Here is a 16,849-nt window from a genome sequence, read left to right on the forward strand (position 1 = left end):
ACAGTTAATATTAATATACAAATCTATTTTTGACAATATATTATGAATATTCTGTTTTAATAAAAGGAAATGTGAACTATTTTGAAACTCTTACTTTTTTACTAGATTGCATTATTTTTTTCTTAGAACAAAAAAATCAAAATTAAAATATGAAAAAAAGCCTCTTAAAATACAAGAAGCTTGATTTATGCTTTACTATATCTAAGGTATAAATCACCAATTCAAAATTATTGAATTCCTAATGCACTCTTAATGGTCTCTAAAGTAGCTGATTTATATTTCTTCAATGGTTTCGGAGCATTTTCTACGTATTTATTTTGTTGCAAATAATTCATTTCTACAAATTCCAGGTCTCTTGAATTAACTTTTCCATCAAAATTAATATCCGCTTCTCTCTTGCTAGCGCCCCAATATGTTTGGATGTACAGTGCATCTAATATATCGATAACATCATCTTGATTCACATCACCAGCAACACCATAATCAAAAAATGATCCAGCCATACCAGTGTAGTATAAAAGTAGCTGACCTGAAATATTACCATTCTTTTCGAACCCTATTTGAATTTGGCGCTTCATCGTGAAATGCCCAGGCACCTTCAACTCCCAAGTAAACGGTTTATCAGTGATTGGAAGTTTAGAAATTCGATAATCGCCTGCTTTAGTAATTGTAGATGAACCATCGTACACATTACCTTTTGCATCAAATATACGAATCGATGCGCCAACCTTTGTCCAGTCAGGTGTTAATGCTAAGCCATATATTTTTAATGTCCCAAAAATTTCTGAGAAGTTTGGCTGTATTTGAAAATCCATACCAGTTGAAGAAACAGAAGCAGTTTTGCCTAATTCGTCTATACAAGATAGTGTTGGGTTTATAGATGTGCTTAATGCAAATGCTGTTTCCTTCGCTTTTAATTTCAAGTTAATAGCTGGTAAGTTTCCACTAATTGTATCTGTTCCATTTAAAACGAGTTTCACTTTTGACGTGTTACCTGTCGTTGTAACAGTCAATTGGTAATCACCATAATTCGCAAGTGTTTCATTTCCTTCTGCTTCTAAAATATCAAAGCTTTGACCGATATTAGTTAGAGTCCACTCTGCTGATTTTATCTTTTGTACATTATTTAAATTAAGGGTTGCAGATACCGTATCTCCCATTTTTACAGTTGTTTTATCGGTCTTAACTGTCCCATAAGGAGTGCCGGCTTTAACAAAAAAATAATTTTTCTTCTGAGAAGTATTTTTCGCCCCGTCTAATCCATTCACTGTAAATTTTATGAAAGGAGTCGTTTCACTAATTGGTACGTCAAAATTCACCATGCCATCTGAACTTACAGGAAGAACCGGATTACGGCTTCCATTAATAGAGTAATTCAAAGTATTCACCGATTGATCTACAATGAATCCTTCTGCCGCCATCTTAGTCACTTCATCATCTAATACTTTTATTTGAAGAGGAACTGTTTTTTGTCCCTGCTGATATTCATACACAACAGGAGATTCATTTCCATCTATGGAAGTTGTGATTGTAGGACTATATGGATCTATATAAATATCACTTGAAGATGTAGAAATATGATCACGTTCACTTGTACCAATCAATTTAATTTTGTAATGTCCAGGTTTTGTATAGCTAACCTTAGAAGAAATTGGATTTTTAGGATCTCCAGTAAACGCATAGTATTTTCCTTCAAATACTCTTTCAACAAAATAATTCGTATTTTCATATAACGTGTCAGCAGGAATAGATTCTAAAAATCCTATATCATTTCCGGTCTTTCCATCTACTACTACTAAATCTAGCCATTTCATTGTAGATTTTAATTTAAAATTTAATCTAACCTGCCAATTAGCTGAACTGTTTACAGTCTCTTGTAATTGATAAGGTGACATTATATTTGAAGAAAGCGATGATGAATCAATTCCTTCTTCGGTTGTTCGAACGCTAAATGGTACTCGATATTGTTCATTTTTGTCATTTTGGTTTGTCATAATTAAATAGCCTTCGTAGATTCCTGCCTTAGCTGTCGCTGGTACTTTAATTGATATAGATAACTTTTTGGATTCTAAAGCTTGTACTGAAATAGCATTTGGGATGTCTAATTTCACATCATTAATACTTGCGTCTACTGAACCAACAACATCCTTTTGAAAATTAACTTCTATATCGAATTTCTTCGTTTTGTTTTCAATATTTTTGAAGTTAAGGATCTTCTTAACTGAGTTATCTTCACCTGCATAAAAACTACCAAAACTTAAGCCCCCGGTTTCCTCAATTGTGTTGACAGTTTTTCCATTCATCATGATAGGTGTTTTATCCACTACTATAATTTCCATACCAGTGTGTACAGCTCGGTAAGGATCTACACGACCAGCTCCAGCTTCAAAAACGCTATATTTGTCCGCCAATGGTTTGGCTGTATTCATCAAAATTGTTTTAATATCTGCTGGCTGAAGATTAGGATTTGCCTGAAGTAACAATGCTGAAATACCTGTTACATGTGGAGCAGCCATCGATGTACCGGACATTCGATTATAGGCAAACTGATAATTTGATGGATCATTTTTATAAATGTCGTAAGCAGGGACGCTTGATAAGACACTTACTCCAGGCGCAGTAATCTCCGGTTTAATATCTATATTTTGACGTGAAGGTCCGCGAGAACTGAAATAAGCCAGCTTGTCACCATCTGTAAATCCTTCAGAGTAATCTTTAAAAGTCAATTTGTTATACCCTGCAGCTAGCTGTGCTTTAAAATCTAATCCTTGTTCATAGCTCATACTAAACGTCGGAATGAAATTTTGATCCTCTCTGACAAAGTTTGATGGGCCTGCATTTGGTATATTATTATAAACGATTACCCCTAGCGCACCATGTGCTTTTGCGGAGATAACTTTTGTTTGTGTACCAATAGTTCCTGTATTGATTAAAACCCATTTACCGTTTACATCTTTATTCTTGAAGTCAGACTCTAGTCCGACTCCTAAATCGACAATATCGATTGTTTGTTTATTAAATGATTTAAGATCGGCTACAAAGTTTGAGTAAAGATTGCTTAAATTATATGCTTTGTTAGATAAACCTTCTAGAGTTCCCGTATATTTTGCTACCGATATTGGAGTACTGCTAGCCCCAACAGTTAAAGCTAGTGCTGCTGCTCCTGGAGAACCAAGTGTATATGAATTAGGTCCGCTATTCCCTGCAGATACAACCGCTGTAACGCCATTAAGAACTGCATAATTAATCGCTGTACTCGTTGGATATTGTGGATCATTAAAATCGATTCCTAACGATAAATTAATCACATCCATTCCGTCGGTAACCGCTCGATCAATTCCAGCTAGAATTGCATCTATCCCTCCTGCACCATATTGTCCTAAAACGCGATATCCATATAGTTCAGCATCAGGTGCAATCCCTTTAACTGTTACCCCACTAGTATTTTTTGCTCTTCCAGCAATTGTCCCCGAAACATGCGTACCATGATCGGTATAATATGTTGTAGCACCTTCTGGTGGCATTGGACTTCCAGCCTTTATCCAATCATCGTATGTAGTTTCCATTGGATCATTATCATTATCTACAAAATCATATCCACCTTTAAAAGCATCTTTTAGATCAGGATGGTGATAATCGATTCCTGTGTCAATTACTCCGACCTTCACTCCTTTTCCAGTAATTCCTTCCTTATGTAATTTGTCCACTCCAAGAAATGGGATACTCTCAATTCTTTTAGTTGACTCTTCATCACTATGAGAATTTGAATTTATTGGTGGATCAATCGAAAATGTAGCACTTTTATAAACTGCTTTTACTGCATCCGACTGAAGAAGTGACCCTACTTTGTTTGCAGGTAGATTCATTGAAACTCCGTTGTATGCTGTTTTAAATGAACGAGTTATTTTATAAGATTTTTTACCACTTTTATCTTTAGCTGAAGGTAAAATACTATTTAAATCATCCTCAAAAGTAGCATGCTCTTTATCAACCTTGTTTTCCGCTTGAGAAGCCGTCATTACCTTTCCCTTTAACGCAGCATCAAGGACAGCAACTTTCTTTGGCATAGACTTAAACTCGACAATAACGGATATTTCTTTTTCGTCTTGTAAATCTTTTTCATCAAACCCTTGCAAGCCATTGAGATCTGATGCTTGCAGCTTTGTCAGTGCATCTCTTTCGTCTTTAGTAAGTGCTGCTAAAATTTGTTCTGCTTTTGTACTTTTTTCAACTGTAGTACTAGTAGCATGTACTTTAGATGGAAAACTTAAATATGTATTTGATAGACTACTTGAAGCCAAACCTACTCCCAATGCAAGGGCTAAAGCCTTTCTAATTAACTTCTTTTTCATTCTTTTTTTACTCTCCCCAATGTAGATAGTGTTTTAAAATTTGATATGATGTCATGGAACACAACTAATAATTTTCAATATTCAGAATTCAGATTACAAACTCTTACTTTTGTTTAGTTCCCTCCCTATATTTAAATGTATCTACTTCTTACTAAAGAGTAAATTGGGGGATTTCACATAATTTATTCACTTTTTACGAAAGAAGATTAATGTAAAAAGTTGTTTTTATTTGTCTATCAACAAAGAATTTAGAGTTTTTTTCTAGAAAAAAGTTATATAAAATGTCGAATTTACATTTTTTAATAGAAAATATTTGGGTGAATACTCAAGATTTTTACTCTAAATATCAAAAATCGTTACTATCAGATCGGACTTTAAAGATAAATTATCCAATTTGTCTTTGAAAGAACTGATAACTATTAAATAATTTGGAGAAATTACAATTGAGAAATCAAATTACATAAAAGATTATGTAAAAAGGAGTGCGTTGTGAAAAGATTGATTGTTGTTCTAATATTAGTAGGATTCATCGGATATTTTACTTATAAATTTAGAATGAACCATCATCTTACCAAATTAGAAAACCAAGAAGATAAAGATTTAGTTGGACACGGTTGTGTTGTTTTAAACTATCATATTATAAGTTCAAATCGTGATAAATTCATCCGATTTCTTACAAAAGAACCTGAATTTACAACATTTAATATTTATAAAAGTGATTTTGAAAAACAGATTATCACTTTAAAAAGAAATCATGTGAACTTTATTACCCCAAAGATTTTGGATGAATCTATGCGAAACAAGCGAACACTTACCACAAAGCGTAAATGCATTCTCATAACCTTTGATGATATCGATCAATGTGTGTACAAAAATGCATATCCTATTTTAAAAAAGGAGCAAATTCCATTTACCAGTTTTCTCATTATGAGACAAGTAGGAAATCAAAATTACAAAGGGATCAATCTAGCTAATTGGAATCAAATCAATGAAATGCAGAAGTCTGGATTAGCTACTTTTGGTACTCACACATATGATTTACATTACTATGATAAGAGTGGCCGACCTCCATTCTTAGAAAAGAAAAACATTAAAACATTTCAAAGGGATTTACAGCTCACCTCAAAATCTTATCTACAGCATTTTGACGTACACCCACAATACTTCGCTTATCCTTATGGATTTGGAACACCACAAACAGACCAAACTTTAATGAAAAATGGCTATAACCTACTATTCACACTGCGATATGGAATAAATAAACCTAGTGATCCAATTTTTTTTGTGAAAAGAGTACTTCTAACTTATGATAAATGGGAAAAGGTTAAAAAGTGGATTGAATCGAATAAAAAATGACGTACGATTGTTCACACGTCATTTTTGGTTTATTCCATTAAATAAAAAAAAGCTGCCAAAATCCAGTAACACTGGTTTGGACAGCCCCATTTTATTAATTTACTTTTTGAATTCTTCCATCCACTACATAACTGAACGGTCTTGATAGTGATTTAACATAATCTACAGTAGCTTTAAGATCTTCTGGTCCTACTTCTAAATTAGTCGAAAGTTCACCAATACCATATTTTATATTTCCATACATATAGTTGTTTACAACAACTGAATATTCTTTATTCGGATCAATTTTACTATTATCTAGTAAAAAGATATCTACTACCTTTCTAGTCGATGAATCCCAAGTATACTTAAATCCAGCAATGTGGAAGTCTAAGCCCTTATCAGTAATTTGATTATTTAATACCGTTTCAATATCTTGTCCACTAAGCATTACTTTATTAAGGACATTTCCAAACGGTTGGATCGCGAATAAATCACCAAACGTAACTTGACCAGCATCAAGTTGTGCTCGAACGCCACCACCGTTCATCATTGCGAAGTCAGCATTCATGGAAGCTTTCATTCCGTCTGCAATTAAGTTTCCTAATGCAACATCACCAATAGAATCTGAAGATGGATACCCTTTAGGCAAAGTTTGCAATGAATCCCCAACAATTTCTGCTTTAATTGGTGCGATTAAATCTTCGTATTTCTTCATAATCGATGAAATCGTTGGGTCAGGTGTATAGTCTTTTTGATAAACTGTTACTACTTCTGCTTCCTTCTTAATAATTTCACCTGTAATTGCATCTAATTCTAAATCTACATCAGAAAATGCAGACCCATAAGAATAAGCTTGTACGATTAATTTATTATCAACTTCTTTATCATTAAATACATGATTATGAGCAGCAAAAATAACATCTACTTCATCATCAACTTTTTCAGCAATATCGGTTGCATCATATAAATCCGCTTTACCTGTTTGAAGTGTAGGGTTATGTGCTAATACTACAATTGCTTTAATCCCTTGTTTTTTTAGAATATCCGTATACTTGTTAATTGCTTCAACCTCATCACGGATTTCAAGCGTCTCATTACCTTTTCGAACAATCATAGTAGGAGTTTCTTGCGTTACTACTCCGATAAAACCAATCTTTTTACCGCCCACTTCTTTAACTGTGTAAGGCTGAGTAATTAATTGTCCTGTTGAGCTATCGTATGCATTAGCAGCGATAATTGGAAAATTCATTCCGTCATACCCTTTTGTACCATTAGGATGCTCTCCACCATTCATCATACGCTTTAATTCAGCTATCCCTTCATCAAACTCGTGATTTCCAACTGTACCCACATCAAAACCCATAGCTTCCATCACTTCAACTGTTGGCTCATCTTGAAATAAAGCTGAGATTAGCGGACTACCGCCAATCATGTCACCCGCATGTACAAGTAATGTATTTGGATTTTCTGCTTCACGTTGTTTTATTGCGGCAGCTGTGTACTCCATACTTCCAGCTAACACTTCTTGTCCATTTGCAGTAACTTTTGTATCTGTATCAAGCTGACCGTGAAGATCATTTAAGCCTAATAATTGAACTTTAATATTCTCTTTAGGAGTAGTACTTAAATCCAATTTAAAGATTCCAAAGCCTGCGTTATCATTTTTATTTGTATAGGAAATTTTACTATTAGGTTTAATAAATTCTTCCGCTCTTGGTGAAGTCGTAAAAGTTACATTTACATTTCCACTAATAGGTGCGATCGACCAGTTGTTATCTGCTGTTGGCGTAATTGTTTTCGATTCAGAAATGTAATCCATTAAAATTTGACGGTTTTCATCAGCAGAATCTACTACAAGTTCGCTTCCTTTAACACCTGGGAAATTTCCGCCACCACCAGCACGATAGTTATTTGTTACAACGATGAATTCCTGATTTAAATCTAATGGTTGTCCATTATAAGTTAAGTTCACTACTCGACTTGAATTGCTATTAACTAAATTACCATTTAAATCATACTTTGCTGGTTTTGTTACATCGATTTGATAGTTAACACCGTCAATCACATCAAAATTATAAACAGGGAAAGCTGGATTTAATAAAGCTTGTTCCTCTGTTTTAGTTGGATCAATTTGATTATATTTACCTGCTGTCATTTCAATCCACTCTTTGACAACAGAACCTTTTACTTTAATCGCTTTTAATGTATTGTCATAAAGATATAAATCGCCAGCACTTCTAATTGTTAGATCGCCTTTTTTAATTTCTGTATATTCAGCGACACCGTTACGTCCAGCTTTAAATGGAGCACCTACTGATAGGATTGGTAATTCTTTATATTCTGGTTTGTTTTCAGCAATATATTTTTCTACAAACCATTTTTGTGCATTTGTAACGACTTGAATTGATGGATCATCTTGGATTAATGAAAAATAACTATGAATATCATCAGTAGTTGATCCAATCGGTGTATTTACATATTTAACTGTTGCATCATGATTTGGTTTAATGGCATTTACTATTTCTTGATCTGGAGCTACTGTACTTTCTGTTTTTGTTTTACCTGTAGCAGGATCCTTCACATCAACCCATACTTCTCTAGTTGAAGATTGAGAATTAACTACCGACCATTTTCCTTTTTCTTTTTTTAGTGTAAGGTCAATTAATCCCAATGAACCGCCACCATATCCTGCTTGTACTGCCGGAACACCATTGATTGTTCCTTTTGCATTATCTACACCTGGTAATGGCTTTTTGTTAGAATCTAAAAATAAAGCATCAAGTGTAGCTTCTGATTTTGCAGGGAATACTTTATGTGTATGTGAAAAAGTAATTGCATCGATACCAGGTACTTCACTTAATGAATAAATAACATCTTCAGTACTTTTTTTATTCGCGTTAAAGCCTGAATGAGTCATAGCAATAATAAGATCTGCTCCCTGTTCTCTCATTTCAGGTATGAATTTTTTAGCTGTTTCTACAATATTTTTAGTAATTACTTTACCTTCAAGATTTGCTTTATCCCATTCATTAATTTGTGGTGGAACAAAGCCAATGAAGCCAACTTTGATTACATGTTTCTTCCCTTGTTCATCAACGATTTTTTTATTAACAATCTTATAAGGATTAAATTTGTTTACATCATTATTAGTATTATTATCGTGATCATCTACGAAAACGTTTGCATTAATGTACGGAAAATCAGCATCATCATATGCTTCCTTTAAAAAGTCTAACCCATAGTTAAATTCATGATTGCCAAGTGTTGCAATATCATATCCCATTATGTTCATTGCTTTAAATACAGGATGGACTTCTCCCTTTTTTAAAGGATCAATTTTCGCTTCATAAGTTCCGAGTGGCGTTCCTTGTATTAAATCTCCATTATCGACTAAAACATTATTTTGAACTTCTTTTCGAGCTTCTTTTACTAAAGTAGCTGTCTTAGCTAATCCAACTTTTTCATATGCTGCATCTTTGTAGTAATCATAGTTTAATAAATTTGTATGGATATCTGTCGTTTCCATAATACGAAAATTTACTAAATCCTTTTCATCCTTATTTATTTTAGATGCAAGCACGTTTACAGGTTCTGTCTCCTTATGTGCAGCATAAGCTGGCTTACCCATAGCAGGCATGCTTAATAAAGATACTGCTAACGAAACTGACAACGCTTTCGAAATTGTACGATTCCTTCTCCTCATTATAAATTCCCCTTATCTATTTATTAGGATTTAATTAAAAATCATCCCCTAGAATTATTATAAAATTAAATTAGGTTAAAATATATTTAATTATTCTTAAACCTAGTTAATGGTTTCTTAAGGAGCAAATAAATGAATTTAGATCATTTAGCCTACATTGTAGATGTCTCAAAAACAAAATCACTATCAATGTCTGCCAAAAATTTACATATTTCTGTTTCTGCAATATCTCAGGCCATAAACAATTTAGAAGAAGAATTTGGATTTAAAATTTTTACTCGTCTACGACATGGAACAATTCCAACACCGGAAGGAGAAAAATTAATCGAAAAATCGCTAACTGTACTCGTACATACTGAAAAATTAAAACAGCTATCAATCAACAAAAATGAAGTGCAAAAAGAAATTACAATTGCGTCTGTACCTGGACTAATTCATTATACAATCAATATAATCAAATTAATTAAAACCTTAAATCCAAACATAAAAATTAGAGTTCATGGTAAAAATTCGATAGAAATTTTAAACGATGTAAAAGAAAAAAAACTACGTTTTGGTTTAATTTGGATCTATGATGAGTTATTAAAATCGAATAAGGAAATGGTATTCGATATATTTCAAGAAGTGAAAATCAATGTTTGTTTAAGTAGAAATCACCCACTTGCTGAATGTAAACAGCTAACAATCGAGGATCTAAAAAATGAGATTTTAGTTATTCATGAAGAGCATTATATGAAATGGTATTATGATGAATTTTTAAAAAACAATACAGAATTATTATTCACGACTAATAATATCGATAGCCTTAGAAGTGCTGTTAAAGAAAATATTGCTATTACAATCGGTACTGACTTTGTCGTACAAAATGAGGCACTTATTCAATCTGGAGAAGTTATATCCATCGAATTACTTAACCCTTATCACCGTCCTTTTTATGTAGGTTGTGTCCGAAATGAGTATCCTCCTCTTTCATCTGATGATAAAAAGTATATTGATGAATTAAGAAGTGAATTTAATAAAAAAGTAGGTAGTTAATTCCTTTAGATAAAAATTTGGATTAATAATCAATTAAAAAAGGCTAATTTATAAGGAGAAGATACCTTAAAAATCAGCCTTTAAGTATTCATACATATAAAACTTACTAATGATGATCACAAGCCAATCCACATGAGCAACTGTCACTTCATTTCCAATGAAGATAGAATACTTTTTTTAATCAACTGTAATTCTTTTATTTACTAATCCATGTAAAACTACCCGATCTTGGATATTTGTGTTAGAACCAATATACCTCTTTTATAATCTATTGGCACTAAAATTTTTTAGGCTAGAAGATTAGGTGAAGAATGGATTACTTTTTATCAATGGGAAAAAACGTTGTCTCACTATAAAAATTATTTATTAAATAAATTAAATCCTATTGCCCAATTATTCATTTGATAGGATTTGCTGAGATCAAATAAAAAAAGACTCATGATTTATTCCATGAGTCCTTTCCTACACCAATTATTATAAATGTCTTTCTATTTACTTAAACCTAAATTTTCCAATATACTATTTAACGTTTCACCTTTAAAAGTAGTCTTCGCTTTCGGTACATCTAGAACAGTTTTATTTTGTAGTCCGAAGTTTTTAATTATAAAATCCATATCCTTTTTATCTACTACTTTATCAAAGTTAAGGTCTCCAGAAGTCTTATTTGTCCCCCAATATGTTTGGACAGCTAAAGCATCTAAAACATCAATTACATTATCTTTATTTACATCACCTGCTGCAGCAATTGGCATATTAACTTGTTGATCTTTTCCCACTAGCTCACCGCGCACTTCATCAGATAAGTTTACTTGTTTGTATAATGTAAAATGTCCAGGAACATCTACTCTTACGGTGTAATCATTTTTATCAGCGTTAAAACCATTGGCTTCGAATGCACCATTTTTGTTTACTATTGGTACTTCAACAATTGATTTTTCGTCGTACGAACTAACGGTGACTTTTGCTCCAATAGTACTTTGGTCTAAATTATTATTCAATTGACCGGTCGTAGGCTCATTTGCCCCCTCTACTCGTAAAGAACCTTCTAACATTGATATAGTTTGATTATTTTTATAACCTTCCATATAAGTATATACGTCGTTCGTCTCAACATTTGATTGATCAATTGTTTTAGAATTAATCAGATGCCATGAGAACGGAGTACTTACTGTAAATTTATTTAATGTTTTTATATCGAAATTAAATAATTGAAAATCCTCAGGAAGTGATTTAGTACCTAAATAATTAAAAGTAAATGTGTATTGAAGTACGTCTGGCCAACTTGTTGGTGCAGTTGCCACTGTAACATTAGCTTCACCATATTTCTTAACTTCATCATTTACAGTTACATTTTCAATACTAGCTTGATCTGTAAATACCGGTATCGAAATTTTAGTAGTTTTTAAGTTTTTAATATTATTCGAACGAACACTATAATTTACTGTGTCCCCCGTTGTGATACTTTGTTTATTTGCCTCTAAATAATAATATGGGTACGTATCTTTTACGAAAAAGACCTTTAACATATTTGACGCGTCAGCAGAAGGATTCTTCGCAGCATCTAAACCATAAAATTGAACTTGCAACGGTTGAAATTGACTGTTAACCAAAATTTGATCAGAATAATTTCCGTTTTTATCTGTGTTGATTGGATTTGCCGGAAATCCACCATAAAACGATACAACTGAATTGCTAGATTGATCAACAGGAATACCATAACGATTTGCCTCTTCAACTTCCGGGTCTTGTACATTAATATTAAAATCATATAAAAATTGTCCGTTCGAATCTAATTGACTTTCATTATATTCGATTACTTTTTGGTCTAAATCATCAAAACTACTTGTAACTTTCGGTGCACCCAGTTCATATATGAAATCTGAAGCTTGTGAGAATGTTTTCCCACTTTCATTAGTCCCGACCAATCTTAATTTATAATGTCCAGTTTTTATTGTCTTTGCTTCACTACTAATAGGATTGTTTGGATCGCCTGTAAATGGATAGTAATTACCATCAAACCCTCTTGGGATAAAATAAGATTGATTTTCATTTAATTGTAAAGTATCAAATGAACCGACTAATCCAAGGTCTCCTCCAGTAATTGGGTCTTGTATCACTACATCTAAAGTCTTCATATGTGACTTTAACTCAAATGAGAAACCTAGAAATGGATACATCGTCTCTGGCCATGTGTAGCCAGTTGAAAATAGCGGGTTTTCCACTTTAAACGTTGAAATCCCCTCGTTTACTACTCGCACACCAAACGGAATTTGATATTGCTCTGTTGGATCCTCATTATTAGTGAATAATACATATCCTTCATATGTTCCTTTGTCTGCCGTTTTTGGAATGTTTAAATTAAACTTAATCGATTTTTGACTTATTCCGTTTAATTTTATCGAACCTGGCCCCGATAACGTTACATTATTTAAAGCAGCATCTTCTGATCCTCTTTGATCAGTTTGAAACTTAATATTAATACTAAATGTTTTCGCCTTTTCGCTTCTGTTTTTAAGTGTAACAGTTCTTGAATCAGAAATGGCTTGGTCATTAAATCCGAAAGATCCAAAGCTCATTCCCCCTGTGGATTCATCAATTAGTTTTTGTTTTCCATTAATAACGCTAGGTGTTTTATCCTTAACGACTAATTCCACATTTGAGTGAATAGCTTCATATACATCTACTCTACCACTGCCAACTTCAAATACACTATATGCTTTTGACAATGGATCAGCTGTATTCATCAAAATCGACTTTACATCTGACGGAGTGAGATCCTTATTTGATTGAAGTAATAAAGCTGATACTCCTGCTACATAAGGTGTAGCCATTGATGTACCCGATAAACGTTCATAAGCAAATTGATAATCTTGTGCTTTTGTACCATCCGCTGTTTTATCATTAATATAAAATGGAACCGTTGAAAGAATTGATACGCCTGGTGCAGTCACTTCTGGTTTAATATCATAATTAATACGAGATGGCCCTCTTGAACTAAAGTTAGCTAATTCATCTGATGCCGTTTGTATCTTTGCAAAATCACCAAATGAAAAATCAGTTTTTCCTTCTTTAATTGCATTTGAAATGGCTAAACCATCTTCGTATGCAATTGAAAAAGAAGGGATTGTGTCCATGGACTCTCCTAATAGTTCCTTGATTGTTCCTTCTGCTTTATTTGCTTCATCATTATACATAATTACTCCAGCAGCACCGTTTGCTTTTGCATTTTTAATTTTATCCATTAATGCAATTGAACCACGTTTTATAAAGGCAATCTTTCCTTTAACATCTTTACCAGTAAAATGATAGGTGTTTCCTAAACCAACATCTACAAGTTGATATGTTTTACCTTTTAATGATGTTAAGTCATCTTCATAGTTTCGAGCCATTTGTCTTAAAGAATAATTTTTATTGCTATTTACTCCAGAGTATTGATATAGATCGATTGCAACTGATGATGCACCTACTGTTAATGCTAATGCTGCTGTACCAGGTGCCCCAAGTGAATACAAGCTATCACCGCTATTTCCCGCAGCAACTACTGTAGTCACACCACTAATTACTGCATTATTTACAGCTACTGATGTTGGAAATAATGGATCATTAATCGTTGCACCTAAAGACATATTAATAACATCCATTCCATCATTTACAGCTTTATCAATTGCAGCTATTATTCCATCACTATCACCACCCCCATAAGGACCAAGTACGCGATAAGAATAAATGTCTGCATCTGGCGCTACCCCAACTTTTTTAAATTCACTATTTGCTACTCCTTGTCCAGCAATTATACCTGCCACATGGGTACCATGCTCGGTATAATAAGCTGAAGTACCACCAAATTCTGGTTCCCCTGATTTTTTCCAGTCTTCATAGGTTGTTTCCATTGGATCATTATCATTGTCAATAAAATCATAACCACCTTTATAAGCGTCTTTTAAATCTGGATGGTTATAATCAATCCCAGTATCTAATATTCCTATCTTTATACCCTTTCCTGTATATCCTTCAGCATGTAATCGATCTAATCCATCGTAAGGAGAGTAATTCCCAACTTTAGATTCGTCTGCTTTCATTTCACCGCTTTTGTCATCTTCTGGAGGTGGATTAATCGTAAATGTTTGATTACTCCATACCTTCTTTACAACTTTAGACTTTAACAGTTCATTAATTTGATTTGCTGGTAAACTCATTGAAACTCCATTAAAGGCATTTTTAAATGTACGTTTAATTTTAATATCCAATTTTTTATTATTAGATTTTAACTTTTCAATATCTTTTTTAAACTTTTCATGATCACTATCCACTAAACTAGATGCTTCGGCTGCTGTTAAATTTTGACCTTCTAGACTCGCTTCTATTTGAGCAACTTTTGCTGGTTTATTAGCGAATTCAACAATGACTGGAGTTTGGACTGTAGATGATAAATTAATATCAGGTGAAACTTTGAGCCCCGTTTCATCCGTCGTTGATAATTGATGTAGAGCTGTTCTTTGTGCAGATGTTAAATTCCTTAGAATATCTTCCACTTTGGAATTACTTTTTGCTTGTGAGACTTTTGTTGCTTGACCAAATGAACCGAAAACTATACTAGTTGATAAAGCTAAAACTGTTAAACCTTTTACAGCTTTATGTTTTTGACGATTCTTCCCCATTTTCTTCCTCCTAGTAAATCATGTATGTAGAGAGTACTTTCTATTTCTAAATTTTCAGAAAAGTATTCCTGCAATTATCTTAATCTCAGTTGGATTACACATCAATGGGGGTTATTCACTCCAAAAACTTTACTAATAGGGGAAATAAATGAAAGAAATATGTCGAAAACTTGTTTATAAATGGGGTTTTCACATTAAAGTCTCCTATACAAAATATAAAAAGCCTTATATAAATATACAAGGCTTCAATTTATTTACTTTAAACAAGTTCACTATTTTTTCGATATCGATCTACTATAGAGTGTGTAAACTGATTAGCCCGTTCAATATCTCCTTTTTTCGAATAAAAATCGAATAACTTAATTTCATAATTCTCAGTTGCAAGACCGTAGCCCTTCTCCTTAAAAAACGGATATGCTACTGTCTCTAAGTATTGGTAGTATTCTTCTATTAAATTTTGAATTTTAAAGACATGTAATTGAAAATAGTGAGAATACATAGCATCGTTTGATTTATTTGCTAAAGCGAGCCCTTTCTTTGCAGCTTTAATCAAGTCTATATCGGATTGTAGACCTATTTTTGTAGCTGTATTTAAATATCCTTCTAAGGTTACTAAATAATGAGGATGTGATTTATCACGTAATTTTAAGGATTGACTATAATAATCGAATGCTTGTTTATAGGATCCATTACGAAATTGTTGATAAGCATAATTATGAAGTAATTTTGCTTTTTGATCATTTAAACCTAGACTTTCAGCCATTTCAATTAATCTTGGATACCCTGAATCTTTTGTATCAAAAATTTCTTCTTGTTCAACTTGAATCAACATTAACATTTCAGTTTCAAGTATTCTATTAAAGCTGTTCTCATTCGTAAAAAATTGCAATGCTTTATTAGCATAATGATACGCAAGCACACGGGAATTCATGCACATATAGGCAACAGCTAGATCAAAATAATATTCAGGATTATTGTAGTAGGTTAGATCAATTCTCTTTAAATAAGAAATCGCTCGTTTATATTCACCTTGATAGTCAAGATAAAACTTCCCCTTAATATGATACAGCATATTTTGATCATAAGGTGAAAGTTCGTGCCAACAATTCATCTCATCAATCAAAGCTTTAGCAAGATTATTTTCTCCAATTAATAAATAATATCTTGTTAAAATTAGTGTGTAAAAACGATAAAAATCTTGGATTTTCAAAAGCGAGATTCCTTCTAACTTAGCTTTCATGCTTGTTGCTTTTGAATTTAGTTTTAAGATAATTGAATCATGCCATTCTTTTAAAACTGAATTCAAATTATAGTACGTTTCGATTTCAACCTGCATATTAATTCCAAGTTTTTTAGTTAACAATTCAATTGTTTCTTCAGATACTTCTGTAATACCACGTTCAATTTTACTAATATGCGTACTCGAACAAATTTGATTCCCTAAGTCGGCTTGCCTTAAACCTTGAAGTTCACGGTAAAACTTTATAATTTTCCCTTGGATCATGATGTCCTCCCATTGCTTTATCCTCTTATGAGTATTTAACGTGATAAAACAATTTCTCCCTATAAATTGTTCGTGTACTAAGTCGTTTATTTTATATTAAATCATTATTTTTTTTATTTTCAATAACAATATTTAACTCTTACTATATTTCATATTGCCAGTCCCAAAAAAATTTAAAAATATCACATTATATAATAGGCTCTGATAAAAAAGAATGTTGATTTTCCATTCCAGGTACTTCGCTTGAGGCCACTGAAAA

Annotated in this window: 6 protein-coding genes; 2 read left to right on the forward strand and 4 right to left on the reverse strand. The window is 32.7% G+C overall.

Annotated elements, in window-relative coordinates; all coding sequences use genetic code 11:
- Positions 1-227: 227 nt before the first annotated feature.
- Positions 228-4,352, reverse strand: coding sequence for a S8 family serine peptidase (locus COC46_RS11505; protein ID WP_098809856.1), 4,125 nt, complete (start codon positions 4,350-4,352; stop codon positions 228-230).
- Between the two features lie 489 nt (positions 4,353-4,841).
- Here COC46_RS11505 and COC46_RS11510 point away from each other — a divergent pair, with 489 nt between their 5' ends.
- The gene (locus COC46_RS11510) at positions 4,842-5,708 is read left to right on the forward strand and encodes a polysaccharide deacetylase family protein (protein WP_098809857.1); all 867 of its coding nucleotides are present in this window, start codon (positions 4,842-4,844) and stop codon (positions 5,706-5,708) included.
- A 94-nt stretch (positions 5,709-5,802) separates the two neighbouring features.
- Here COC46_RS11510 and COC46_RS11515 read toward each other — a convergent pair whose 3' ends face one another.
- Positions 5,803-9,393: a bifunctional 2',3'-cyclic-nucleotide 2'-phosphodiesterase/3'-nucleotidase gene (locus tag COC46_RS11515; RefSeq protein ID WP_098809858.1), complete on the reverse strand. Its 3,591-nt coding sequence runs from the start codon at positions 9,391-9,393 to the stop codon at positions 5,803-5,805.
- Positions 9,394-9,525: 132 nt separating this feature from the next.
- On the opposite strand from COC46_RS11515, the gene COC46_RS11520 reads away from it, so the two are divergent.
- Complete coding sequence (locus COC46_RS11520) at positions 9,526-10,428, forward strand: LysR family transcriptional regulator (RefSeq protein WP_098809859.1); 903 nt, start codon at positions 9,526-9,528, stop codon at positions 10,426-10,428.
- 488 nt (positions 10,429-10,916) lie between these two features.
- On the opposite strand, the gene COC46_RS11530 is transcribed toward COC46_RS11520, so the two are convergent.
- A complete protein-coding gene (locus COC46_RS11530; RefSeq protein ID WP_098809860.1) occupies positions 10,917-15,086 on the reverse strand; it encodes a S8 family serine peptidase in 4,170 nt (1,389 codons plus the stop codon).
- Positions 15,087-15,345: 259 nt separating this feature from the next.
- Positions 15,346-16,590 carry a helix-turn-helix domain-containing protein gene (locus tag COC46_RS11535; protein ID WP_098809861.1) on the reverse strand — a complete coding sequence of 415 codons (1,245 nt, stop codon included), beginning with the start codon at positions 16,588-16,590 and terminating at the stop codon, positions 15,346-15,348.
- Positions 16,591-16,849 lie beyond the last annotated feature (259 nt).

It is taken from the genome of Bacillus sp. AFS041924, assembly GCF_002577195.1.
Lineage (GTDB): Bacteria > Bacillota > Bacilli > Bacillales > Bacillaceae_G > Gottfriedia.

Bases quoted from the DNA above. Each gene is read 5' to 3' on its own strand.
- COC46_RS11530 (WP_098809860.1), bottom strand. From the start codon at position 15,086: ATGGGGAAGAATCGTCAAAAACATAAAGCTGTAAAAGGTTTAACAGTT.
- COC46_RS11505 (WP_098809856.1), bottom strand. From the start codon at position 4,352: ATGAAAAAGAAGTTAATTAGAAAGGCTTTAGCCCTTGCATTGGGAGTA.
- COC46_RS11535 (WP_098809861.1), bottom strand. From the start codon at position 16,590: ATGATCCAAGGGAAAATTATAAAGTTTTACCGTGAACTTCAAGGTTTA.
- COC46_RS11520 (WP_098809859.1), top strand. From the start codon at position 9,526: ATGAATTTAGATCATTTAGCCTACATTGTAGATGTCTCAAAAACAAAA.
- COC46_RS11515 (WP_098809858.1), bottom strand. From the start codon at position 9,393: ATGAGGAGAAGGAATCGTACAATTTCGAAAGCGTTGTCAGTTTCGTTA.